Here is a 23,782-nt window from a genome sequence, read left to right as displayed (position 1 = left end):
CGCAACGACAGATGGAGACCCCCATGCCCGAGATCACCGGTTACCACGCCCATGTCTATTTCGACGCCGACACTCAGGACACGGCACGGCAGGTCTGTGAAGAGGCCGCGCGTCTGTTTCCCGCTGTCCAGATGGGCCACATGCATGCGCGCAATGTTGGCCCGCATCCGCGATGGAGTTGCCAGCTGGGCTTTCCAGCCGAAGCCTTTGATCAGGTCTTTCCCTGGCTGATCCTGAACCGGCAAGGGCTGACCATTTTCACCCATCCAGAAACCGGCGATCACTTGGCCGATCACCGGGATCGCGCTATCTGGATGGGCGAGATGCTGCCGCTTGATTTGTCGATCTTCGATTAACCCAATTCACGCGCCCGGTCGCGCAGGATGAACTTCTGAATCTTCCCCGTCGACGTCTTGGGCAACGCCCCAAACACAACCGTCTTGGGTGCTTTGAAATGGGCCATATGATCCCGGCAGAAGGCAATAATTTCAGCTTCATTCGCCTCTGCCTGCGGTTTCAATTCAACAAATGCACACGGCGTTTCACCCCATTTCTCATCCGGGCGGGCCACCACCGCTGCCTCCATAACAGCCGGGTGTTTATAAAGCGTATCCTCAACCTCGACCGATGAAATATTCTCGCCGCCCGAGATGATGATGTCCTTGGACCGATCCTTCAGCGCGATGTAGCCATCCGGGTGCATCACGCCCAGATCGCCCGAGGCAAACCACCCGCCTTTGAAGGCTTTGTCGGTCGCCTCGGCGTTCTTGAGATAGCCCTTCATGACAATGTTGCCCTGCATGAAAATCTCACCCATGGTTTCGCCATCCGAAGGCACGGGTTCCATCGTCTCGGGGTCAGCCACCATCAACCCGGACAGGGCGACGTATTTCACCCCCTGACGCACCTTCAGCGCGGCGCGATCTTCCGCGCCTTTCTCGTTCCATTCGTCCTTCCATGCACAGACAACGGACGGACCATAGGTCTCGGTCAGGCCATAGACATGGGTAACCTCAACACCCATCCCTTCCATCGCTTCGATCACCTTGGCCGGCGGTGGAGCGCCAGCGGTCATCGCCTTGATCTGCTGCGTGAAATCCTTGAGATGATCGGGCGCGTTGGCCAGCATATTCAACACGATCGGTGCGCCACAGAAATGGGTCACACCCTCTTCTCGGAAGGCGCGATAGATCGGTTCGTCCCGCACGGCGCGCAGGCAGACGGAGGTGCCCGCATTGGCCGCCATCGTCCACGGGAAGCACCAGCCATTGCAGTGAAACATCGGCAGCGTCCACAGATAGACCGAATGCTGCGGCATCCCCCATGTCAGGATATTCGACGTTGCGTTCAGCGCCGCGCCGCGGTGGTGATAGACCACACCCTTGGGGTTGCCGGTGGTGCCCGAGGTATAGTTCAGCGTGATCGCATCCCATTCATCTGCGGGCAAAGACCAGTCGAACTCTGGATCACCCTCGGCCAACAGAGCCTCATAGGTCAGATCTCCCAATCGCTCGCCACCGTCAAAACTGGCGTCTTCGATGTCGATCACCAGAATGTTGTGATCCACCTGCGCTAACGCCTGTTTCACGACGCCTGAAAACTCGGGATCGACCAGCAGAACCTTGGCTTCGGCATGGTTCAGAATGAAGGCGATGATCGGCGCATCTAGCCTCGTGTTGATCGCGTTCAGCACCGCCCCTGCCATGGGCACGCCAAAATGCGCCTCATACAGCTCGGGGATATTGGCCGCGATGATCGAGACTGTATCGCCCACGCCTACGCCACGCGTAGTCAGCGCGCTGGCCAGACGTCGGCTCCGCGCATAGGTTTCTGCCCAGCTATACCGGCGCTCGCCATACACAACGGATGGGTAATCCGGATACACTGCCGCCGTCCGCTCAAGATAGCTCAGCGGAGACAACGGCGTGAAATTCGCCGGGGTTTTATCCAGATGTTGCTGGTAGATAGGTGTGGCTGTCATCCGGCGATCCTCCCAAACTCGTCAGATTGTCGTATTGAGCACAAAGTTTACGTCATAACAAACCCGTATTAATACGAGTTTGAGCTACACTGGAGATATCCTATGGGCTAATCTGGCCCTACTTCACGCGCACCATTCGCGTTGATCTGCAGTATCACGTCACTTTGTGCCCGCCGGGACCTACTGATTCCCCGCGCGCCCCACTTTTGAAAGGACATGTCATGGACGGCACGTTCAACGAAAACGATCTTTCCCGCGTCGTCGAAGCCGACCGCGCCCACCTCTGGCATCACCTGATCCAGCACAAGCCGTTTGAGACCAACGATCCCCGTATCATTGTCGAAGGCAAAGGCATGCGCGTGTGGGACCAAAAGGGCAAAGAGCACCTGGATGCCGTATCAGGCGGTGTCTGGACCGTGAACGTGGGCTATGGCCGCGAATCTATCTGTAAGGCGGTTTATGACCAGCTGATGAAGCTGTGCTACTTCGCCAACACCGCAGGCTCGATCCCCGGTTCGAATTTCGCGGAAATGCTGATCGACAAGATGCCGGGCATGAGCCGCGTGTACTACACCAATTCAGGTTCTGAGGCGAACGAGAAGGCGTTCAAGATGATCCGCCAGATCGCGCACAAGAAATATGGCGGCAAGAAAACCAAAATCCTGTATCGCGACCGCGACTATCACGGCTCCACCCTGGCGACCATGTCGGCAGGTGGTCAGGACGAGCGCACCGCGCAGTACGGTCCCTTTGCACCCGATTTCGTGCGCGTGCCTCACTGCATGGAGTACCGCAAGCACGAGCTGGACGGCGCACCTGAAGAGAATTTTGGCGAATGGGCTGCAGATCAGATCGAAGAGGTCATCCTGCGCGAAGGCCCCGACACCGTTGGCGCCCTGTGCCTTGAGCCCGTGACCGCAGGCGGTGGCGTCATCGAAGCGCCTGAAGGCTATTGGCCCCGTGTGCAAGAAATCTGCAAGAAATACGACATCCTGCTGCACATTGACGAGGTTGTCTGCGGCGTAGGTCGGACCGGCACCTGGTTCGGCTATCAGCAATACGGCATCAAGCCGGACTTCGTGACCATGGCCAAGGGCGTTGCCTCGGGTTATGCCGCGATCGCCTGCATGGTCACCACCGAGGAAGTCTTTGACATGTTCAAAGACGACGCGGCAGACCCGATGAACTATTTCCGTGATATCTCGACCTTTGGTGGCTGCACTGCCGGTCCGGCGGCAGCGGTTGAAAACATGCGCATCATTCAGGATGAAAACCTGCTGCAGAACTGCGTCGACATGGGTGATCGCATGATGGGCAACCTGCAGGCGCTGATGGAAAAGCACAAAGTCATCGGCGACGTGCGCGGCAAGGGTCTGTTCCTCGGCGCCGAGCTGGTAACCGATCGGACCACCAAGGATCCGATGGACGAAAAGCGCGTTCAGGCCGTGGTTGCTGATTGTATGGCGCAGGGCGTCATCATCGGTGCCACCAACCGCTCGATCCCCAGCCGCAACAACACGCTGTGCTTCTCGCCAGCGCTGATTGCAACAGCGGACGATATCGACCAGATCACCGACGCCGTCGACGGCGCGCTGGGACGTGTGTTCGGCTGATCCGACCACTGTAGTATTGCTAAAACAGATGAAACCCGCCAGCTTTTGGCGGGTTTCTTTTTATGTGGACACCATCCAAGCGTATTAGCTGATGCCAAGGATACTCGGTTTACATTCAAATGGCAGGAACGAGCCCGAAGATGACATTGGTTTTCTTTCCGCCTAGCTTGCAGGTCATGCATTAGTTGGAGGGATTACTATGTCGACGCCAGAAAGCAGGCTCGAAGAATTGGGCTTGAAATTACCTGCGCCTACCAAGTTACCGGATGGCCTGCACATACCCTTCGAATTTGTTAATGTCAGAGGTGACCGAGCCTTTTTCTCTGGTCACCCAAAAAACGCAATGGATGGTAGTCTGGCCGGGCCCTTTGGAGTTGTCGGAGCCGAAATTACTACGGATCAAGCGTATGCTGAGGCCCGCGAAGTGGCACTAACGGTACTGGCTAACCTGAAAGCAGAAATAGGCGAGCTATCAAGAATTGTTGGATGGGTCCGCGTCTTTGGTATGGTGACATCTGCGCCCGGATACTCGGATCAACATGTTGTGGTAAATGGCTTTAGCGATTTGATAATTGAGGTGTTCGGCCCAGACATCGGTCGCCATGCGCGTTCTGCTATCGGTGTGTCTGGACTACCGCTCGGTTTCGCAATGGAAATTGAGGGCGAAGTCATGATCTCTGCCTGACAGGCCTGCGACGGCTTAGTCCGCCCTGCAGTCATTGATCATGTGTCAAAGTAAACATACCCGCCACCGAACACACGCGCCCGGATGACAGCGGCACGTCGGACGCTCGGCTTCACCGTATCAGCTACCGGCGGGGGCGCGGAGAGCTTAGATTACTCACCAAAATTCGGATAGATAAACCCGTTCACCGGGTACGAACTGCCGTAACTGCCCGGCCGGCTTTCAACCCGAACAAGCGTCCAATCATTGTTTTTGGACACGTCCCTCACGCCCATCTGCAACGACACCTTATTCCGGAGCCAGTTTGCGTGGTTCACAATGACTTCCCGCTCGGTGACAATATCGGACACGACAGCCACATGTCCCAGGGGCATCCCTCTGGTGGCCCGAAACGACATCACCGCACCGACCTCCGGTTCATTACCCCGGTCAAACCCATTGCGGGCCTTGCCCCACCAATCCTTGGCGTTGCCACGAATTTCGATGCCGCTGAGGTTGCGTGCGTAGGGCACGCACCACACCCTTTGTCCCAGCGCATGTTTTCTTGAGACCTCTTGCAACGCCATGGCCTGACGTTCGGGATCCAAGTCCACCTCATTCGGATTCTTAGCACAGGCCGAGATCAGACTGAAAAGTCCCAAAACAACGGCAATTCGCGCGACGCCGGGCAGGCGCGACCAGATCGTATCGGTATTGCGTGCGTTGTACTGCAAGAAGGTTCTTTGCCGGTTTGAGTGGTGAAGCAGTTTTAATAATATCTTTAGGAAAAAGAAAAGAGCCCAGCTGCTCCCCGGCAGAATATTGCCAGTTCCTGCGCCACATTCCGACCGTTGGCCGAGCGTGCGGTCACTGATGCAACAGGTTTCCTCACTGTGCCGTCCTTGGGATTCCTGGCAGGCGAAGAGACCGGCACAATGTCATCGGACACATGAACGCCAACCCCTCATGATGGTCGACGATCAAGCATCCGCTGGACAGTCGGGTTAGGCAGAATTACTTTGACCGCAACCCAATCCAACAGGAGGTTTGTATCGGATGTCCAAGACACTCTCGATCGCGGCAACTTCAATTCTGTTTTTGTCAACAGCGGCCTATGCGCAAGACCAATGTGCGGCTGGCAAAACGCTGACAGACGGCAAATTCACCATCGCAACGGGCAACCCGGCCTACTATCCGTGGGTGATCGACGACGCGCCTGAAAGCGGCGAAGGGTTCGAGGCTGCTGTGGCTTACGCCGTCGCCGAAGAAATGGGGTTCGCGGCTGATGATGTGGTCTGGGTCCGCTCGTCCTTCGACGAGGCGATCCAGCCCGGCGCCAAGGAATTCGACGTCAACATGCAGCAATACTCGATCACGCCCGAGCGGGATCAGGTGGTCGATTTCTCTGCCCCCTACTACACCGCCCCGATGGCAGTTCTGGTCAGCCCCAATTCGACCGACACAGCCCCGACGCTTGAAGCGCTGAAAGGTTTGCAATGGGGGGCCGTTGGCTCGACCACGGCGGTGCCAAAACTGGCCAGCATCATCCAACCTGACAGTGATCCGCTGCTTTATGGTGACAATGCTGACGTTAACGCCGCCATGTCGGCCAACCAGATCGATGCGGCCCTGTTCGACCTGCCCACCGCCCTGTTCCTGAGCGCAGTGATGATCGAAGGCTCAAAGGTCATCGGTCAGTTCCCGGCGGATGAAAATGACAATCCGGATCATTTCGGCATGCTGATGGAAGAAGGCAACCCGCTGAAAGCCTGCGTGGACGAGGCGCTGGCGGCACTGGCAGCTAACGGCAAACTGGCCGAAATCGAAGCCGTATGGCTGCAGGACACCACTGGTGTCCCTCTGATCAAGTAACATGGCAGATCATAAGGCGGCGGGGATGACCCGCCGCGAACGGTACGAGGCGCACCAACGACGCAGGTCGTTGGTGATCGCCACGATAAGCACGGTCACAGTTGTGGCCGCGATTTACTTTCTGGTGCCGCTGGCTCCGGGCTGGTCGAAGGTTCAGCAGAGCTTTTTTAACGGCGAGACGCTTGTCAAAACCTTCCCGAAACTGCTTGAAGCGTTTCGGATCAACGTGATGATCTTTTTGTGGTCCGCACCGGCGATCGCCGTGCTTGGCCTGTTGATTGCCTTGGCGCGGGATGCCAAATCGCCCGCCCTGTTTCCGCTGCGCATCTTTGGCGCGGCGTTCACTGACATTTTTCGCGGCGTGCCTGTGATCCTGACGGTCTATCTGATCGGCTTCGGCATTCCGGGGCTGGGCCTGCCGCGCCCGTGGAATTCGCCTTACATATGGGGCTCGCTGGCGCTGATCCTGACCTATTCGGCCTATGTGGCCGAGATCTTCCGTTCCGGCATCGATAGTGTTCACCACAGCCAACGCGCCGCCGCATTGTCGCTGGGTCTGTCGGAACGGCAAGTGATGCGCGACGTGGTGTTGCCGCAGGCGATCCGCAACGTGGTGCCCTCACAGATGAACATGCTGATTGCGCTGCAAAAGGATGTCTCTCTGCTCAGCTTTATCGGCCCGGTCGAAATCTTCCGTCAGGCCGGAGTGTTCAAGTCGCTGCTGGCGAATTTCACCCCCTATGTGGGCGCGGCGATCATCTTCCTGATCGTCACCATCCCCGCCACACGCTACGCCGATCACCTGATGGCCCGCCAAATGCGAGTGAGGCGCTGATGCCCAAACTGGAACTTCAGGGCGTGGTGAAACGCTTTGGCGACCGCACGGTCTGTGAAGGGATTAATCTCACCGTTGATGAGGGCCAAATGGTTTGCTTAATCGGCGCATCCGGGTCGGGCAAGTCAACTCTGCTGCGTTGTATCAACCTGCTGGAACCCATCGAAGACGGCGCGATCTTTCTGGATGGCGAGGATATCTCGATCCCCGGTCTGAACCCGCAATCGGTGCGCGCCCGGATCGGGATCGTGTTCCAAAGCTTCAACTTGTTTCCGCATATGACCGCGCTTGAGAATGTCATGCTCGCGCCCCGCCGGGTGCGTGGGCTCACGCGCGCTGAATTGCAGCCCGAGGTCGAAGCGCTGTTCGCCCGGTTCGGGTTGGCCGACCGGATGCACAACTATCCCGACCAATTGTCGGGCGGGCAGCAGCAGCGCGTTGCCATCGTGCGCGCCTTGGCCATGCAGCCTGAGGTCATGCTGTTTGATGAAATCACCTCGGCCCTCGATCCCCAACTTGTGGGCGAGGTGCTGGATGTTCTGCTGATGCTCAAGAAACAGGGCATGACGATGATGATGGCCACGCATGAAATGGGCTTTGCCCGCGAGGCCGCCGACAAGATCTGTTTCCTCGACAGCGGTCGGATCATCGAAGAAGGCCCGCCCGAAGCGGTGTTTGACCACCCGACACACCAGACCACACAAGCCTTTCTGGCACGGGCGTTGAAGTAAGCGCCCGGCTCTGAATCCCTGACAATCTGACCCTCAAGGACTCGACTCTTTGAGGGTCAAGAACATATAAGAACAAATGTAGAACATTTGGGGGTTTTTATATGTTCGGCGGGATGCAGCGCCGCATCGTTTCACTCTGGTTTCCCCGGCTGGCAAGTGACCGGGCTTTGCGTGTGCGCCCGGTCGATGGGCCGTTTGTTCTGACGCTGAAACAGAACAATGCAAACCGGGTGTATTGCCTGAATGTACAGGCCCAGCGGCAGGGCCTGCACAGCGGCATGCCCTATTCTGATGCCCGCGCCTTTTGTCCCGATCTGCAAAGCCATCCTGCCGACCCGCAAGGAGATCAACGGTTTCTGCACGCCCTGCGCCGCTGGGCCACGCGCTATTGCCCCTGGGTCGGGCTGGAAGGTGAGGATGGGCTGGTTCTGGACATCACAGGATCGGCGCATCTTGCGGGCGGGGAAGAGATGATGCTGACCGACATACGCAGGCGTCTGGCCCGGGCCGGGCTGGCGGTGCAGATCGGTCTGGCCCCGACACGCGGTGCGGCCTGGGCTTTGGCCCATTATGGCGAAGGGGTTGCGACCCAGGATACGCTGAAGGCCATCCGCGCCCTGCCGGTGGCAGCACTGCGGCTGGATGAGGATACCTCGGTCGCGCTGCAACGGCTGGGACTGCGCCGGATTGGCGAACTGGCGCAAACCCCGCGCGCGCCGCTGACACGCCGCTTTGGCCCCGAGGTACTGATGCGGCTGGATCAGGCGTTGGGGGATCAGCCCGAACAGATTACCCCGCTGGCCGATCCGCCCCATTACGGCGTGCGCATGACCCTGCCCGAGCCCATTGGGCTGTTGTCCGACATGATGGCCGGGGCGGAACGGCTGCTGGAACGGCTCTGCGACAAGCTGAAAGCGCAGGAAATGGGCGCGCGCAAGCTGTGCATCACCTTGCGCCGGGTGGATCAGGACCACCAACAGGTCGAGCTGCGGCTGGCCCGCCCTCTGCGTGATCCGTATCGCATCCTGCCCCTGTTCGAGCGTGGATTGACCGAGGTGGATGCAGGCTTTGGCGTCGATCAACTGCGGCTCGAGGCCACGCTGGTGGAACCCTTGCCGGTGCGCCAGATCAGCCGCGCCGCAAGCCGGGGCAAAGATCAACTGGATGACCTGATCACCCGCATCGGCACCCGCATCGGGTTGGAACAGGTCCACCGCCTGCTGCCCGCGCAAAGCCATATCCCCGAACGCAGCTTCATCATCTCGCCCGCCGCCTATTCCGACCCTGCAGGCGGTTGGGTCGCCCTGCGCCCTCGCCCTCTGCAGCTGTTTCCGCCAGAACCTATCGCCGGATCAGGCCCGCACCCGCCGCGCCGCTTTCGCTGGCGGCGCATGTCGCTGACCACAGGCCGATCAACCGGCCCCGAACGCATCTGCCCCGAATGGTGGCTAGAAGATGAAAACTGGCGCACGGGCTTGCGCGATTACTGGCAGGTTGAAACCCGGCAGGGGCGGCGGTTGTGGCTGTATTACACGCCGCAAAATCCGGGATGGTTTGTGCATGGGGAATTCGCATGAGCAAACCGAACCCGCCCAGCTCGCACGCGCAGGACCCCGGCTATGCCGAGCTGGGCGTGACCACCAACTTCACCTTCCTGACCGGAGCCTCGCACCCAGAAGAGCTGGTGACCCGCGCGGCAGAGCTGGGCCTGAAGGCCATCGCGATCACCGACCGGAACTCACTGGCCGGGGTGGTCCGGGGCTGGAGCGCGTTGAAAGAACTGCGGCGCGAGGCGGAAGGCGCAGTTCAAATCCGCTCGCAACACCGGCTCGATTCCTCATCCCGGCAAGAGGTCGGGCATGTGCAGCCGATCGACAAACCAGATGTGCCCGCTCTGCCCAAGCTGATCGTCGGCTGCCGTCTGGTTCTGCGCGACAGCGCGGTGCACTGGCTGGCCCTGCCCCGCGACCGAGCCGCCTATCAGCGGCTGACCCGGCTGCTGACGCTGGGCAAGCGACGGGCCGAGAAAGGCGACTGTCATCTGGACCTGCAGGACATGCTGGCGGCCTGTCAGGGGATGATCCTAATCGCGCTGCCTCAGGCAGGGTTGAAACAGGCCATCCCCGACATTCAGACCGTCCGGCGGCAGTTCCCCAATGCGGTGTTTCTGGGGGCCGTGCCGCGTTATGACGGCAGTGACCGGGCCTATCTGGCGGCCTGTGCGCAGGCGGCGCTGCGGGCCTCGGCCCCGATGGTGGCGGTAGGCGATGTGCTGATGCACCGTGGCAACCGCCGCCAACTGGCCGATGTGCTGACCTGCATGCGCGAACACATCACGATTGACCAGATCGGCACCCGCGCCCTGCCCAATGCCGAGCGGCGGCTAAAAGGCTACGCGGATATGGCCCGGCTGTTTCAGGACCACCCCGGCGCGCTGCGCCGCACGCTGGAAATCGCCGACCGCTGCAGCTTTGACTTAAGTGAGTTGTCTTATGAATACCCCGACGAGATCGCCAGCACTGAAACCCCGCTGGCGCGGCTAGAACGTCTGGCGCGCGAGGGGTTGAAACGGCGCTATCCCGATGGCCCGACCGAGAAGGCCATCAACCTGATGAAAAAGGAACTGGCCCTGGTCGCCGATCTGGATTTCCCGGCCTATTTCCTGACCGTGCATGACATTGTGCAATTCGCCCGCTCGCAGGGCATTCTGTGTCAGGGGCGGGGCTCGGCCGCCAATTCGATCCTGTGCTATCTGCTGGGCATCACCGATGTCAGCCCCGACATGATCGCCATGGTGTTCGAGCGTTTTGTCTCGAAATACCGAGGTGAGCCGCCGGATATCGATGTGGATTTCGAACACGAGCGGCGCGAAGAGGTGATCCAATGGATTTACGAGCAATATGGCCGCCACCGCGCGGGCCTCTGTGCCACGGTCATCCATTTCCGATCCCGCGCGGCAATCCGCGAGGTGGGCAAGGTGATGGGCCTGTCTCAGGACGTGACCGCGGGCCTGTCCGGCCAGATCTGGGGGATGAGCAATGGCGGCGTTGATGCCGAGAGGTTGCAGGAACTGGGCCTCGACCTCAAAGACCGGCGCCTGATGCAGACGGTTCGCCTGATTGGCGAGATCATCGGCTTCCCGCGCCATCTGTCGCAGCATGTGGGCGGGTTCGTCATCACCAAAGGGCGGCTGGATGAGCTATGCCCGATCGAAAACGCCGCGATGGAAGACCGTACCGTGATCGAATGGGACAAGGATGACATCGACGCGCTTGGCATTCTGAAGGTGGATATATTGGGGCTGGGGATGCTCAGTTGCATCCGCAAGGCGTTTGACTTGATGCAACAGCACAACAGCGAAACCCTCAGCATCGCGACCGTCCCGCAAGAGGACACGGCGACCTATGACATGCTGTGTGCCGCTGATGCGGTGGGCGTGTTTCAGGTCGAAAGCCGGGCACAAATGAATTTCCTGCCCCGGATGCGACCGCGCGAATTCTACGATCTGGTGATCGAGGTTGCCATCGTCCGCCCCGGCCCTATCCAGGGCGATATGGTGCAGCCCTATATCCGACGGCGCAACGGGCTGGAAAAATCCGAACCCTTCGGCCCTGCCTTGGAAGAGGTGACGCGGCGCACGCTGGGCGTGCCGCTGTTTCAGGAACAGGCCCTGCAAATCGCCGTGGTTGGTGCAGGGTTTTCGGCGGAAGAGGCGGATCACCTGCGCCGCTCGCTGGCCTCATTCCGGCGCATGGGGACGATTGGCACCTATCGCGACAAGTTCATCGCGGGGATGCTGAACAACGGCTATACGCCCGAGGTCGCCGACCGCTGCTTTGGCCAGATCGAAGGCTTTGCCGATTACGGCTTTCCCGAAAGCCACGCAGCGGCTTTTGCCATGCTGGCCTATGTCTCGGCCTGGATGAAATGCCACCACCCGGCGGTCTTTGCCTGCGCGCTGCTGAACTCGCAGCCCATGGGGTTTTATGCCCCCGCCCAGATCGTGCGCGACGCGCGCGAGCATGGGGTCGAGATTCGTCCGGTCTGCGTTAACACCTCGACCTGGGATAACCTGCTGGAACGCCGTGCTGACGGGGCGCTGGCCCTGCGGCTGGGCTTTCGCCAGATCAAGGGGTTCAAGCAGGAGGATGCGGATTGGATCGTGGCTGCGCGCGGCAATGGGTATCCGGACCCCGAAACGCTATGGCTGCGCGCAGGACTGCGCCCGGATGTTCTGACGCGCCTGGCCGAGGCGGATGCGTTCTCCGGCATGGACCTGACCCGGCGCGACGCCCTGTGGCATGTCAAAGCCATCCGCAGCCGAACCGCTCTGCCGCTGTTCAATGACCCCATCGATGGCGAGAGCATCAATGAGCCGCAGGTCAACCTGCCGGTGATGCATCTGGGCGAGGAGGTTGTCGAAGACTACGTCTCGACCCGCCTGACCCTGCGCTCGCACCCGATGGAGCTGTTGCGCCCCTCCATCCCCGGCCTTGTGCCCCATGCCACGCTGCAGGACATCCCGCTGGGCCGCTACAGCGTGTGCGGGCTGGTGATCACACGCCAACGGCCGGGAACTGCCTCGGGCGTGATCTTTCTGACGCTCGAGGATGAAACCGGTGTCAGCAATGTGGTTGTCTGGCCCAAGGTCTATGAACGATTTCGCCGCATCGTGATGGGCGGGCGGCTGCTGCAGGTCCGTGGATATCTGCAACGTGAGGGAATCGTCGTGCATCTGATCGCGCAGGAAATCACCGATATGTCGCACAAACTGTCCGAGCTTGGGCATCCGCTGGACGAGGCCATCGGCATCACCCAACCGCAAGCGGACGACACCCCGCGCCCCCGGCAGAACGGCCCAAGCGCGCGCCATCCGCGCGAACAGGCCAAGCGTCTGTTCCCAAGCCGGGATTTTCACTAGAACCCGCGCCAGCATAAGGCCAGTTTCAAAGAAACATCTGGCTAACGTGATCCGGTCACCTCTTTCCCTTGCCCTTGCCCGCAATATGTTGCACCACACACGGGTTCAAACCCGGTGAACGGGCCAAAGGATAAGGACAAGGCGCATGGCTGACGGATCGATCGACATCAACGCAAAACCCACCGAGGACATTTCGGTTCGCGAGGTGTTTGGCATTGACAGCGATATGGCAGTCAAAGGCTTTGCCGAACGCAGCGACCGCGTGCCGGTGATCGACCCGACCTACAAGTTCGATCCCGAAACCACGTTGGCGATTCTTGCGGGCTTTACCCATAACCGCCGGGTGATGATTCAGGGCTATCACGGCACCGGGAAATCGACCCATATCGAACAGGTTGCCGCCCGTCTGAACTGGCCTGCCGTGCGCGTGAACCTCGACAGCCATATCAGCCGGATCGACCTGATTGGTAAGGACGCGATCAAACTGCGCGACGGCAAGCAGGTCACTGAATTCCACGAAGGCATCCTGCCCTGGGCGCTGCGCAACCCCGTTGCCATCGTCTTCGACGAATACGACGCAGGCCGTGCGGATGTGATGTTCGTGATCCAGCGCGTGCTGGAACATGACGGCAAACTGACCTTGCTGGACCAGAACGAGATCATCACACCGAACCCGAACTTCCGCCTGTTTGCGACGGCCAACACTGTGGGTCTGGGCGACACCACCGGCCTCTATCACGGTACTCAGCAGATCAACCAGGCGCAGATGGACCGCTGGTCTCTGGTTTCGACGCTGAACTATCTCAGCCACGATGCCGAGACTATGATCGTTCTGTCGAAAGCGCCGCATTACAACACCGCCGAGGGCCGCAAGACCGTCAGCCAGATGGTCACCGTCGCCGACCTGACCCGGACCGCCTTCATGAACGGCGATCTGTCCACCGTGATGAGCCCCCGGACCGTGATCAACTGGGCCCAAAACGCAGAAATCTTCCGCAACATCGGCTATGCCTTCCGCCTGTCGTTCCTGAACAAATGTGACGAGCTAGAGCGCCAGACGGTTGCTGAGTTCTATCAGCGCTGCTTTGATGAGGAACTGCCGGAAAGCGCGGCGAGCGCGAGCTTGGGCTAAGCAATATGAATTGCGCCCTCCGGGGCGCAATGCCTCCGGCGGAGGTATTTTTGGCCAGATGAAGGGGGATCCGGTTTCGCATTGATGCGGCGGGTCACTGCAACACAAAGGGCGATTGAACATGGTGCAGAAGAACGACAATCCTGCTGATCCGTTCAAGAAGGCTCTGGCCGAGGCTACTAAAGTTATGGCCGACGACCCCGAATTGTCGGTGAGCTACACTGTTGATCCATCGGGCCTGTCGGGCGAGTCGATGCGTTTGCCGCAGGTCTCTCGCCGGATGACGCGCGAAGAGGTTCTTTTGGCGCGCGGGACGGCAGACGCGTTAGCTTTACAACGCAAATATCATGATGACGCGACCCATGCGCGATATGCCCCTCCGGGTGATATGGCGCGGGATCTCTATGAGGCGATGGAGACCGCCCGGTGCGAGGCGATGGGTGCGCGGGATATGCCCGGCACCGCGTCGAATATCGACGTCAAGATCGGGCATGAGGCGATCCGGCGCGGCTATGATCAGTGCAAACAGCCTGCGGATGCGCCATTGGCTGTGGCGGCGGGCTATCTGATCCGGCATCTGGCCACGGGCCGCGACATGCCGCCTGCCGCCGAGAATGTCATGAACCTGTGGCGCGGATTTATCGAGGAACAGGCCGGCGGGACGCTGGAAAATCTTGACGAAATCCTCTCGGACCAGGCCGAATTTGCCAAGTTCGCCCGACAGATGATCAAAGATCTGGGTTACGGCGATCAGCTGGGTGATGACCCGGATGAACTGGACGACGAACAGGAAGATCAGGCCGAAGAAGACGCCGAAGAGCAGCCCGATCCCGACAGCACCGGGCAGGATGATCAGGACGAACAGGACGCCGACGCGACGCCTGAGCAAACTCAGGAAGAACAGCAGGACCAGTCTCAAGCCCAGGTCTCGATGGACGAGATGGCCGAGGATGAGATGGGCGATGAGGCTGAAATGCCCGAGGGCGAGGCTCCGCTAGAACCGCCTGCCCCGCCACCTGCGTCCGAGGCGGACCCGGATTACAAGGTCTATCTGAACACCCACGACGAAGAGATCGCAGCTGAAGATTTGGCGGAACCGGCAGAGCTGGAGCGCCTACGTGCGTATCTGGATCAGCAGTTGGAGCCGCTGAAAGGTGCGGTCAGCCGTCTCGCCAACAAGCTGCAACGCCGCTTGCAGGCACAGCAGAACCGGTCTTGGGAATTCGACCGCGAGGAAGGCATTCTGGATGCCGGACGTCTGGCGCGCGTCGTGGCCAACCCGACCACGCCGCTAAGCTTCAAGGTCGAAAAAGATACCGAATTCCGCGATACAGTGGTGACGCTGCTTTTGGACAATTCCGGCTCGATGCGGGGCCGTCCGATCTCGATTGCCGCGATCTGTGCAGATGTCCTGGCGCGGACGCTGGAACGTTGCAACGTCAAGGTCGAGATTCTGGGCTTTACCACCCGGGCCTGGAAAGGCGGTCAGGCGCGCGAGGCGTGGCTGAACGATGGCCGCCCGCAGCAACCGGGGCGTCTGAACGATCTGCGCCACATCATCTACAAAGGCGCCGATGCCCCATGGCGTCGCGCGCGACCCAATCTGGGTCTGATGATGAAAGAGGGCCTGCTGAAGGAAAACATCGACGGTGAGGCGTTGGAATGGGCGCATCGCCGGATGCTCGCGCGGCGTGAGGCCCGCAAGATCCTGATGGTGATCTCGGATGGCGCGCCGGTGGATGATTCCACGCTCAGCGTGAACCCGGCGAACTATCTGGAAAAACACCTGCGCGACGTGATCGCAATGGTGGAAAAACGCAAGATGGTAGAATTGTTGGCCATCGGGATCGGCCATGACGTGACCCGCTATTATGATCGCGCCGTCACGATCACCGATGTCGAGCAGCTTGCAGGTGCTATGACCGAGCAGTTGGCCGCACTGTTCGACAGCGACCCGCGCGCCCGCGCGCGCGTGATGGGGATGAAGCGGGCCAGTTGACGGCCCTGCTTCGACAGTGCAGACTTAGTGCCATCCAAGCCAGTTTTTGCACCGCTGAAGGCGACTTTGCTTATGGTGGCGCAACGGATAGCGCATAAGCGCTATATCGAAGGGCAGGAACATCATTCGTTCTCCTGTTTATCTGCTTGGATAGTGTCCCAACCCTGCCCGGCCTGCTTGTAGCTGGTCCTGAGATACGCCCTAGAAACCCTTGAGATTGTTGTTGAACCTTGTCGTTCCGCGAGAAACGGAGTGTATTTGCCCCATGCGCTATGAGTTTGCAGACTGTATTCTGGATGTGGATCGACACGTCCTGACCCGCCGGGGTGAGCCCGTCGCAATCGAACCTCAGGTATTCGATCTATTGGTCCTCTTGGCCCAGCACCCAGGTAAGCTGGTGCCCCGGGACGAGATCATCGCGCGGGTATGGAGTGGCCGCTTTGTCTCGGATTCTACCATCAGCGCACGAATTGCAGCGGCGCGTAAAGCAGTCGGCGATGATGGCAAAGCGCAGCGGATCATTCGGACAGTCGTACGGCGCGGGTTGCAAATGGCGGCGGATGTGACCTGTGACGCCGACACCGATTCAGGCGTAGACAACCATACGCAACGGCTGCGTTACGCGCGCGGTGCGAAGGGCCGCGCTGTTCCATACACGCTTTCCGGTGATGGGTTGCCGGTGCTGCGCATCGGTTCGGTCGTGCACGATCTGGAGGCGGAATGGCGCATCCCGTCCGAGCGTACCCGGTTACAGGACATGGCAAACCGTTTCCGCCTGTTACGCTACAACAAGGACAATGACGTCACCTCAAACATCGACCATCAGGCGGTGTATGACCGCAGAATAGAAGAAATCCTGACCGTCGTGAATGCAGCGGGGTTTGACCGCTTTTCCATTCTCGGTGAAATGGGCGGCACCTTCCCTGCCCTACACTTCGCCGCAAGACACCCCGAGCGGATTGACAAGCTGGTTATCTCCGGCGGATGGGCTGAAGGGCGAGATTACCGGGAAGACACCAAACAACCCGACTCGATCCGGTCACTGATCGCGGAAGGCTGGAACAAGCCGGGCAGCGGCTATGCTATGGGCGCTGAATTCAGCTATTTTCCCGAAGGTCCGCTGGATAGCGTTCGGCACATGGTGAATGAATTGCAGACACTTTATTCAAGCGAGGAAAGACTTCACTACCGTGACATCGCCAATAGCACCTCGGTGCTGCAACTTCTTCCGATGGTGCAATGCCCCACGCTGGTTCTGCACGGGCGGCACACAGCCGTTCACCCCCTGTCCGAGGCGCGCAAACTGGCGGCTGGAATCCCCAATGCCTCGCTTGTGATCCTTGAGACCGGCAACCAGATACCATTACCTGGAAATGAGGCCTACAACCCGTATATCCAGGCCATTCAACGCTTTCTTGAGACAGAAGAATAGTGTGCGCCGGGGCGCTGGACTTTTCCTACCGCAGGCCGCAGGTTTGCGCGCAGCAAGACTGACGAATGAGGCCGCCCATGTTCCAGAGTTTCGAAGTGACCGCACGCCCCGAGCAAGGCCCACCACGACTGGCCGCTTTGCGGGACGAGCTGGCGCGCGAAGGCCTGCAGGGCTTCCTGATCCCGCGTGCGGATGCGCATCAGGGTGAATATGTGGCCCCTCGGGATGAAAGGCTGGCCTGGCTTACCGGATTCACCGGTTCTGCGGGGTTTTGCGCGGCGCTCACGGACATTGCCGGGGTTTTCATCGACGGGCGCTATCGCACTCAGGTAAAGGCCCAGGTCGCACAGGATTACACGCCGGTCCCATGGCCAGATGTCAGCCTGAGCGCCTGGTTGAAAGAGCAATTGCCAAATGGCGGCAAAGTCGGGTTTGATCCGTGGCTCCACGCTGCAGGACAGATTTCGTCTGCACAGAAAGAGCTTGAAGGCAGCGGCGTCGAACTGGTGCGCTGTGATAACCTTGTAGACCGAATTTGGGCGGATCAACCCGACCCTCCGATGAATCCTGTCAGGGCACATCCGATTGAATTTGCAGGTGAAAGCGCCGAGAGCAAAATCAAGCGCCTCGCGAGTGACCTGCAGAGCGCAGATCGTGCGGCAGCGGTGATCACCTTGCCGGATTCGATCATGTGGCTGTTGAACATTCGCGGCGCGGACATCGCATACAACCCTGTGGCCCATGGCTTTGCCATCCTGCACGGTGATGGGCGGGTGGATCTGTTCATGGCCGCTGCCAAACTGACCGGGATCGGGGATCATCTGGGCCCGCAGGTCACCCAACACCAACCCGACGCGTTCCTGACAGCGGTTGAGGCACTTGAAGGCAAGGTACAGGTCGATCCGGGAACGGTTCCGCAGATCGTAGCGGATGCGCTGGGGGACCGTATGGTCGATGGCGGCGATCCCTGCGCCCTGCCCAAAGCCCGCAAGAACCCGGCCGAAATCGCAGGCACGGCCGAGGCACATCTGCGAGATGCCGCAGCGGTGATCGAACTGCTGTGTTGGCTGGACGCGCAGAAGCCCGGCACCCTGACCGAGACACAGGTAGTAACGCGGCTGGAAGAAAGCCGCCGCCGGGACAACGCGCTGCAGGATATCTCATTCGACACCATCGCGGGCACCGGGCCGAACGGGGCCATCATGCATTATCGCGTGACCGAGGAAACCGACAGCAGGCTGGAAAACGGTCACCTGCTGGTGCTGGACAGCGGTGGGCAATATCTGGACGGCACCACCGATATCACCCGCACAATTGCAATCGGCGATGTTGGGGATGAGGAGAAGGCCTGCTTTACACGCGTCCTCAAAGGCATGATCGCCATGTCGATGCTACGCTGGCCTGTTGGCTTGGCAGGACGCGATATCGAATGCGTAGCGCGGCTGCCGCTGTGGCTGGCCGGGCAGGATTTCAACCATGGGGTTGGTCATGGGGTCGGTACCTATCTCAGCGTGCATGAGGGCCCTCAGCGCCTGTCTCGGGTCAGCCATGTCCCGCTTGAGCCGGGCATGATCCTGTCGAACGAGCCGGGATATTACCGCGAGGGTGCTTTTGGCATCCGGCTTGAGAACCTTGTCGTAGTGGAAGATGCCCCAAACCTGCCCAGCGGTGACGACGAACGCGCCATGCTGAACTGGCGTACGCTGACTTATGTCCCAATCGACAGGCGTTTGATTGTAGTCGATATGCTGTCACGAGAGGAACGTGCTTGGCTGAACGCCTATCACCGCGACGTGGCGGAAAAAGTCCGGCCAAGGCTGGGCGACGCCGCTCAACTGTGGTTGGATGCCGCAACCGCACCGGTCTGACACCGGATTGTTACATAGTTTGGGCAGAGGAGAAGCCCTGACACGACGAGGGAAGGAACAGGAATGACAGACACCATCACGATCCGCAAAGCACCGGGCAAATGGAGCGTCCGTTCAGGCGGCGCGATTTTGGGTGAAACCAACAACGCGCTGGAACTTCTGGAAGGCGACAAAGACCCGGTTATCTACTTCCCGCGTGCGGACATTGCGATGGCCTTTCTGGATCGGACCAACAAAGTCACCCAATGCGCAGGCAAGGGAGACGCCACGCATTTCTCGATCATAAACAAATCCTCAGTCACCGAAAACGCCGCTTGGAGTTATGAAAACCCGATCGACGCGGTGGCCGAAATCAAGGATCACTTGGCCTTTTATCCCGCAGACTCGATCAAGGTGGAACAACTCTGATCCAAGTATCCGCGCAGGACCGGATCGATCTGCAAAACGGCGAAAATCCTCAGAACCTGCCCTGTCCACAATGTTGCGAGGTGACCATGACAAAGCGTCTATTGAATTCCGCAGGCACGATTGCGACCCTGACGATGGCCTTTTCAATGGCCCTGCCCGCCGCAAGCTCTGCCAACACCGGTCTGGCCAATCCCGCGGCAACATATTGCATCGCGCAAGGCGGGCTCTACGGTATCCATAACGGTCCGGACGGTCAGAGCGGTATCTGCCAATTGCCCGACGGCACCCGGATCGATGCCTGGACCTATTTTCGTGAACACCATGCGGGCGCGGATGGCAGCAAGCCGGTCGGCCTTGCAAATCCCGCCGCCGTGTACTGTGGCTCAATTGGAGGCGAATATGACCTGACCACGTCTCGCTGCGCACTGAGCGACGGTACGTCCGCCGATGCATGGGAGCTGTACCGCAAGGCACATGAAAAAACGCATCAGGTGGTGAACCCAGCAGCAGCCTACTGCCTTGAGATCGGCGGCAGCTACAAGATCAAAGACACTGGTTCGGGTCAGGTAGGCATATGCACCAAGCCGGACGGCACCTCGCAGGACGCATGGGCCCTGTTCCGTGCGGAAAATCCCGAGTGATCCGATCCGGTAATCAAGCCCGACATCCACACCCAAAATGAACCTGAAGCCTCGATTGAGCCGCAGTTTATCGACGATCAGAGCGCGTGTTAGTGACCGTTTTGCGACAGCCTGATCGCGTCCATTAAGTCGCCTTGGCTAATTTTCAGGTTTTCCTGCGACGGAAGCACATCATCTGGCTGTAGATTTCACTAGGATTTGCCTTCCTCGCTTTCGATGAAGGGTTCGAGATTCACGAAAGTCTGGACAGGGCATTTCACCGCTTTTTCGGGATTGCACAAACCAGCCTGACCGACCGGATCGACGACATACCTGATCTCCGGATTTGCCCTTCAGACCGCATCCTTGGTGCTCGGTGCCGTTACAAATGACAACGCCTTGTTTCTGTGAGTCGATATCCCCGGGGCCAATGTTCTTGATGTAAAACTACCCCTTCGCGCGCTTGAAGAAGTTGCAAAGTTGATGCCCGAGGTGGAGTTCCTTGCCTGTTTCGTTCAGGTTCTTCGATAGGTCAAAACGACCTCTGATCAGCCATTCGATGCAATCTCTGCACCGGCGGCCGAGAAAGCCTGCCAATAAACACACACCCGCCTCGAAACAGTAAGTCGCAACATAGGTTTCAGAACCACCCGCGCCGCGATTGCAGTAGCCCTGGACGATCTGCTGTTCTAGTGTCGCGCAGCGACCAGACATAGGACTTGGGAATGAAAATCGCCACCGCCGCCTACGACCTCGATTGGCTCGATAGTTGGGCTCAATATGAAGACAAGCTTGAGGCATGGGTTTCCGAGGCCGCGGGACAAGGTGCCGACCTTCTGGTCTTTCCCGAATACGGCGCAATGGAGTTGTCGACGCTCGACGGCCCTAAGGTGGCCGGTGATCTCGAACGCTCAATCCGGGCGGTTTCCGACCGGATGGAAGATGTACAAGTTGTGCATTCGCGCCTTGCAAAGATGTACAACACATACATTCTGGGGGCTTCCGCCCCGGTCATCGACGGACCAGGGCGCCCGGTGAACCGCGCAGTGTTCTACGCTCCTGACGGTCGTCTCGATCATCAGGACAAGCAGATCATGACACGGTTTGAACGCGAGGCCTGGGACATCGCCCCGGGCGGTCCGTTGAAACTGTTTGATACCGCATTGGGTAAAATCGGCGTTCTGATCTGCTATGACAGTGAATTCCCTCTCTTGGGTCGGGCCCTGAGCGAGGCCGATTTGATCCTCGTTCCATCCTGCACCGAAGCCCTGTCCGGGTATTGGCGTGTGCGGATCGGTGCCATGTCTCGTGCCCTTGAAAATCAATGTGTTACGGTAATGTCATCGTTAGTTGGCGGCAATGAATGGTCCGAAGCAGTCGACATGAATACCGGCATGGGTGGCGTGTTTGGCCCGCCCGATATCGGGTTCCCACCGACGGGAGTGCTTGCCGAGGGCACGCTGAATACCGCCGGCTGGACCTATGCCGAGGCCGACCTGTCCACAATTGCAAACGTCCGCGCAGACGGGTGGGTATTGAACCGCACGCACTGGACCGAGCAAGACGCTCGGGTCGATTCAGTCACAATATCACCCCTTTAGGTGACTTCGCCCTTGAAATAAGGCCGAAATAGGCTCATTTAAGCGCACGATCTGCAGATTCTGCAGGTGCAACCTAATGATGGAGACAACATGGCCAAGGAAGATACGCTCGAATTTCCCGGTGTCGTGAAGGAACTCCTGCCTAATGCGACGTTTCGGGTCGAGCTGGAAAACGGCCATGAGATCATCGCACATACGGCAGGCAAGATGCGCAAGAACCGCATCCGTGTTCTGGCCGGCGACAAAGTTCAGGTCGAAATGACCCCATATGATCTGACCAAGGGTCGGATCAACTATCGCTTCAAGTAACGCTTCGTACATGGCGTTTATCCTCGGATCGGGCAGCCCGCGGCGGCTGGACCTGCTGGCGCAGCTTGGCGTTCGGCCCGATGCGATCCGTCCGCCGGATATCGATGAAACGCCGCTGAATGGCGAACTGCCAGCCCCCTATTGCAGCCGCATTACCCGGCAAAAAGTTCAGGCTGTTCAAGCTGATAGCGATGATATCACCTTATGTGCTGACACTACGGTCGCACTGGGTCGCCGCATTCTTGGCAAACCCGAAGACGCGGGACAAGCTGCAGAGTTTCTGCACGCCCTGTCCGGCCGACGCCATCGGGTGATCACTTCGGTCGCTGTGCGGAGCGGGGCTAAAATCCTCCAGCGTGATGTGGTTTCTCAGGTAAAAGTGAAACGTCTGTCCGACAGCGAAATCAATGCCTATCTTGCGACGGATGACTGGCAGGGCAAGGCCGGAGCCTATGCAATACAAGGTCCTGCCGGTGCGTTCATCCCGTGGATTTCAGGCTCGTTCACCGGTATTGTCGGCCTACCCCTGTCCGAAACTGCTGCACTGCTGCAAGGCATCGGCTATCCCTTATATCGCGAGGTTTCATGAAGGGTCGTACCATCATTCTGGATCATATTCAGGGACGCGAAGCTGCAGCTCTGATGGTGGATGGTGTTCTCGACGATTTCCTGATCGCCACAGATGCCCCTGCGCCAGGTACGATCTACCGCGCCCGCGCCGATCGCCCGGTCAAAGGTCAGGGCGGCATGTTTCTCACCACACCCGACGGCCCGGCTTTTCTGAGGCAAGTCAAAGGGTTGTCGCCCGGTGCTTTGCTACTGGTGCAGGTGACTGGATATGCCGAGCCCGGCAAAGCCATACCCGTCTCGAATCGTATTTTGTTCAAAAGCCGCTTTGCGATCGTGACACCTGACGCGCCCGGCCTGAACATCTCGCGCCGAATCCGTGATGAAGATATGCGCGACCAACTTCTCGAAATCGCGCATGAGCAAATGGGAAACAGCACGCACGGCCTGATCCTGCGCTCGTGCTGTCAGGCGGCGGATGCAGATGAAATCGCTGAAGATATCTCAGCCATGCTGGTACTTGCCGAGCAGGTATTGGCTGATACGGGCAGTGAACCAGAATTGCTGAGCGAGGGCGATGGTCCGCATATCCTGGCCTGGCGTGATTGGACGGACCCGGCCGAGGTCGTGACCGCATCCGGCGGATTTGAGGACCACGGTGTCGTTGATGCGCTCGATGCAACAAAGGGGATTTCCGAAGCGCTTCCCGGTGGAGGACACCTCTATATCCAACCGACCCGCGCGCTGGTTGCGGTGGATGTGAACACCGGCGCCGACACATCTCTCGCGGCGGGAACCAAAGCTAACTTCGCCTGCGCCAAAGCCCTGCCGCGCGCCCTGCGCGTGCGCGGGTTGGGGGGGCAGATCACTCTGGACCTTGCACCGATGCCCAAGAAAGACCGGAGGGGTTTCGAATCGGCCTTGCGGTCGGCATTCAAGTCCGATCCTGACGAGACGATTTTGGCCGGTTGGACCCCGCTTGGCCATTTCGAACTACAGCGCAAACGTGGTCGTATCCCATTGACGGAGATTCTGAAATGAGCTGCCCGATCTGCGGAGAAGATACCCAGCAGGCTTTTCGACCATTCTGCTCCAAACGCTGCGCGGATATCGATCTGGCAAAATGGCTAAACGGTTCTTATGCGGTGCCATCGCAACGTGAAGAAGACGCCGAGACGACCTCGCAACCAACCGAAAGCCCCACGTCTCGCCCGCATTGAAAAAATGTC

General features: G+C 59.3%; 21 protein-coding genes. 19 read left to right on the top strand and 2 right to left on the bottom strand.

The features are described 5' to 3' along the window. Positions 1-23 precede the first annotated feature (23 nt). On the top strand, positions 24-356 hold the full coding sequence (locus ACR0CZ_RS05185; protein WP_170392685.1) for a DOPA 4,5-dioxygenase family protein: 333 nt from the start codon (positions 24-26) through the stop codon (positions 354-356). On the opposite strand, the gene ACR0CZ_RS05180 is transcribed toward ACR0CZ_RS05185, so the two are convergent. Then, positions 353-1,981, bottom strand: a complete 1,629-nt coding sequence (locus ACR0CZ_RS05180; protein ID WP_170392686.1) for an acyl-CoA synthetase — start codon at positions 1,979-1,981, stop codon at positions 353-355. The two genes, ACR0CZ_RS05185 and ACR0CZ_RS05180, sit on opposite strands and share 4 nt — an antisense overlap. 221 nt (positions 1,982-2,202) lie before the next feature. Between ACR0CZ_RS05180 and ACR0CZ_RS05175 the strand changes: the two genes are divergently transcribed. After that, positions 2,203-3,594 carry an aminotransferase class III-fold pyridoxal phosphate-dependent enzyme gene (locus ACR0CZ_RS05175; protein ID WP_170392687.1) on the top strand — a complete coding sequence of 464 codons (1,392 nt, stop codon included), beginning with the start codon at positions 2,203-2,205 and terminating at the stop codon, positions 3,592-3,594. A gap of 199 nt (positions 3,595-3,793) precedes the next feature. Beyond that, positions 3,794-4,279: a RidA family protein gene (locus tag ACR0CZ_RS05170; protein ID WP_170392688.1), complete on the top strand. Its 486-nt coding sequence runs from the start codon at positions 3,794-3,796 to the stop codon at positions 4,277-4,279. Between the two features lie 152 nt (positions 4,280-4,431). On the opposite strand, the gene ACR0CZ_RS05165 is transcribed toward ACR0CZ_RS05170, so the two are convergent. Further along, positions 4,432-4,992, bottom strand: a complete 561-nt coding sequence (locus tag ACR0CZ_RS05165) for a CHAP domain-containing protein (protein ID WP_170392689.1) — start codon at positions 4,990-4,992, stop codon at positions 4,432-4,434. 322 nt (positions 4,993-5,314) lie between these two features. Between ACR0CZ_RS05165 and ACR0CZ_RS05160 the strand changes: the two genes are divergently transcribed. The 16 genes from ACR0CZ_RS05160 to ACR0CZ_RS05085 all read left to right on the top strand — a co-directional run bounded on the left by ACR0CZ_RS05160 (position 5,315) and on the right by ACR0CZ_RS05085 (position 23,773). Then, a complete protein-coding gene (locus tag ACR0CZ_RS05160) occupies positions 5,315-6,130 on the top strand; it encodes an ABC transporter substrate-binding protein (RefSeq protein ID WP_170392690.1) in 816 nt (271 codons plus the stop codon). Position 6,131: 1 nt separating this feature from the next. Further along, entirely contained in the window at positions 6,132-6,965 is an 834-nt protein-coding gene (locus ACR0CZ_RS05155; protein ID WP_170392691.1) for an amino acid ABC transporter permease, read from the top strand. Beyond that, entirely contained in the window at positions 6,965-7,696 is a 732-nt protein-coding gene (locus ACR0CZ_RS05150; RefSeq protein WP_170392692.1) for an amino acid ABC transporter ATP-binding protein, read from the top strand. Before ACR0CZ_RS05155 ends, ACR0CZ_RS05150 begins: the two co-directional genes overlap by 1 nt. 101 nt (positions 7,697-7,797) lie before the next feature. After that, the gene (locus ACR0CZ_RS05145) at positions 7,798-9,273 is read left to right on the top strand and encodes a Y-family DNA polymerase (RefSeq protein WP_170392693.1); all 1,476 of its coding nucleotides are present in this window, start codon (positions 7,798-7,800) and stop codon (positions 9,271-9,273) included. After that, positions 9,270-12,617, top strand: a complete 3,348-nt coding sequence (locus ACR0CZ_RS05140; protein ID WP_480537037.1) for an error-prone DNA polymerase — start codon at positions 9,270-9,272, stop codon at positions 12,615-12,617. Before ACR0CZ_RS05145 ends, ACR0CZ_RS05140 begins: the two co-directional genes overlap by 4 nt. 145 nt (positions 12,618-12,762) lie before the next feature. Then, complete coding sequence (cobS, locus tag ACR0CZ_RS05135) at positions 12,763-13,749, top strand: cobaltochelatase subunit CobS (protein ID WP_010437533.1); 987 nt, start codon at positions 12,763-12,765, stop codon at positions 13,747-13,749. A 121-nt stretch (positions 13,750-13,870) separates the two neighbouring features. Further along, positions 13,871-15,748, top strand: coding sequence for a cobaltochelatase subunit CobT (cobT, locus tag ACR0CZ_RS05130; protein WP_170392695.1), 1,878 nt, complete (start codon positions 13,871-13,873; stop codon positions 15,746-15,748). Between the two features lie 265 nt (positions 15,749-16,013). Further along, positions 16,014-17,180: an alpha/beta hydrolase gene (locus tag ACR0CZ_RS05125; RefSeq protein ID WP_170465156.1), complete on the top strand. Its 1,167-nt coding sequence runs from the start codon at positions 16,014-16,016 to the stop codon at positions 17,178-17,180. A 77-nt stretch (positions 17,181-17,257) separates the two neighbouring features. Continuing rightward, positions 17,258-19,048: an aminopeptidase P family protein gene (locus ACR0CZ_RS05120; protein WP_170465158.1), complete on the top strand. Its 1,791-nt coding sequence runs from the start codon at positions 17,258-17,260 to the stop codon at positions 19,046-19,048. A 63-nt stretch (positions 19,049-19,111) separates the two neighbouring features. Continuing rightward, positions 19,112-19,456, top strand: a complete 345-nt coding sequence (locus ACR0CZ_RS05115) for a DUF427 domain-containing protein (RefSeq protein WP_480537038.1) — start codon at positions 19,112-19,114, stop codon at positions 19,454-19,456. Positions 19,457-19,542: 86 nt separating this feature from the next. Further along, positions 19,543-20,097 carry a DUF333 domain-containing protein gene (locus ACR0CZ_RS05110; RefSeq protein WP_170392699.1) on the top strand — a complete coding sequence of 185 codons (555 nt, stop codon included), beginning with the start codon at positions 19,543-19,545 and terminating at the stop codon, positions 20,095-20,097. Positions 20,098-20,801: 704 nt separating this feature from the next. Beyond that, positions 20,802-21,677: a carbon-nitrogen hydrolase family protein gene (locus ACR0CZ_RS05105; protein WP_170392700.1), complete on the top strand. Its 876-nt coding sequence runs from the start codon at positions 20,802-20,804 to the stop codon at positions 21,675-21,677. Positions 21,678-21,767: 90 nt separating this feature from the next. Beyond that, the gene (gene infA / locus ACR0CZ_RS05100) at positions 21,768-21,986 is read left to right on the top strand and encodes a translation initiation factor IF-1 (protein ID WP_005978431.1); all 219 of its coding nucleotides are present in this window, start codon (positions 21,768-21,770) and stop codon (positions 21,984-21,986) included. Between the two features lie 10 nt (positions 21,987-21,996). Next, positions 21,997-22,575 (top strand): Maf family protein, encoded by a 579-nt coding sequence (locus tag ACR0CZ_RS05095; protein ID WP_170392701.1) that lies wholly within the window; start codon positions 21,997-21,999, stop codon positions 22,573-22,575. Beyond that, a complete protein-coding gene (locus tag ACR0CZ_RS05090; RefSeq protein ID WP_170392702.1) occupies positions 22,572-23,594 on the top strand; it encodes a ribonuclease E/G in 1,023 nt (340 codons plus the stop codon). The genes ACR0CZ_RS05095 and ACR0CZ_RS05090 overlap by 4 nt, the downstream gene beginning before the upstream one ends. Next, a complete protein-coding gene (locus tag ACR0CZ_RS05085) occupies positions 23,591-23,773 on the top strand; it encodes a DNA gyrase inhibitor YacG (RefSeq protein ID WP_170392703.1) in 183 nt (60 codons plus the stop codon). The genes ACR0CZ_RS05090 and ACR0CZ_RS05085 overlap by 4 nt, the downstream gene beginning before the upstream one ends. Positions 23,774-23,782: the final 9 nt, after the last annotated feature.

This window comes from Ruegeria sp. H9, from assembly GCF_056532915.1.
Note: the sequence above shows the minus strand (reverse complement) of the source record. Positions and strands in the feature narration are given on the sequence as shown.

Excerpts from the sequence above, each read along its gene's own strand:
- ACR0CZ_RS05145 (WP_170392693.1), top strand. The coding sequence starts at position 7,798 with ATGTTCGGCGGGATGCAGCGCCGCATCGTTTCACTCTGGTTTCCCCGG.
- ACR0CZ_RS05110 (WP_170392699.1), top strand. The coding sequence starts at position 19,543 with ATGACAAAGCGTCTATTGAATTCCGCAGGCACGATTGCGACCCTGACG.
- ACR0CZ_RS05150 (WP_170392692.1), top strand. The coding sequence starts at position 6,965 with ATGCCCAAACTGGAACTTCAGGGCGTGGTGAAACGCTTTGGCGACCGC.
- ACR0CZ_RS05180 (WP_170392686.1), bottom strand. The coding sequence starts at position 1,981 with ATGACAGCCACACCTATCTACCAGCAACATCTGGATAAAACCCCGGCG.
- ACR0CZ_RS05095 (WP_170392701.1), top strand. The coding sequence starts at position 21,997 with ATGGCGTTTATCCTCGGATCGGGCAGCCCGCGGCGGCTGGACCTGCTG.
- ACR0CZ_RS05160 (WP_170392690.1), top strand. The coding sequence starts at position 5,315 with ATGTCCAAGACACTCTCGATCGCGGCAACTTCAATTCTGTTTTTGTCA.
- ACR0CZ_RS05115 (WP_480537038.1), top strand. The coding sequence starts at position 19,112 with ATGACAGACACCATCACGATCCGCAAAGCACCGGGCAAATGGAGCGTC.
- infA (WP_005978431.1), top strand. The coding sequence starts at position 21,768 with ATGGCCAAGGAAGATACGCTCGAATTTCCCGGTGTCGTGAAGGAACTC.
- cobS (WP_010437533.1), top strand. The coding sequence starts at position 12,763 with ATGGCTGACGGATCGATCGACATCAACGCAAAACCCACCGAGGACATT.
- cobT (WP_170392695.1), top strand. The coding sequence starts at position 13,871 with ATGGTGCAGAAGAACGACAATCCTGCTGATCCGTTCAAGAAGGCTCTG.
- ACR0CZ_RS05170 (WP_170392688.1), top strand. The coding sequence starts at position 3,794 with ATGTCGACGCCAGAAAGCAGGCTCGAAGAATTGGGCTTGAAATTACCT.
- ACR0CZ_RS05105 (WP_170392700.1), top strand. The coding sequence starts at position 20,802 with ATGAAAATCGCCACCGCCGCCTACGACCTCGATTGGCTCGATAGTTGG.
- ACR0CZ_RS05140 (WP_480537037.1), top strand. The coding sequence starts at position 9,270 with ATGAGCAAACCGAACCCGCCCAGCTCGCACGCGCAGGACCCCGGCTAT.
- ACR0CZ_RS05125 (WP_170465156.1), top strand. The coding sequence starts at position 16,014 with ATGCGCTATGAGTTTGCAGACTGTATTCTGGATGTGGATCGACACGTC.
- ACR0CZ_RS05175 (WP_170392687.1), top strand. The coding sequence starts at position 2,203 with ATGGACGGCACGTTCAACGAAAACGATCTTTCCCGCGTCGTCGAAGCC.
- ACR0CZ_RS05085 (WP_170392703.1), top strand. The coding sequence starts at position 23,591 with ATGAGCTGCCCGATCTGCGGAGAAGATACCCAGCAGGCTTTTCGACCA.
- ACR0CZ_RS05090 (WP_170392702.1), top strand. The coding sequence starts at position 22,572 with ATGAAGGGTCGTACCATCATTCTGGATCATATTCAGGGACGCGAAGCT.
- ACR0CZ_RS05155 (WP_170392691.1), top strand. The coding sequence starts at position 6,132 with ATGGCAGATCATAAGGCGGCGGGGATGACCCGCCGCGAACGGTACGAG.
- ACR0CZ_RS05185 (WP_170392685.1), top strand. The coding sequence starts at position 24 with ATGCCCGAGATCACCGGTTACCACGCCCATGTCTATTTCGACGCCGAC.
- ACR0CZ_RS05120 (WP_170465158.1), top strand. The coding sequence starts at position 17,258 with ATGTTCCAGAGTTTCGAAGTGACCGCACGCCCCGAGCAAGGCCCACCA.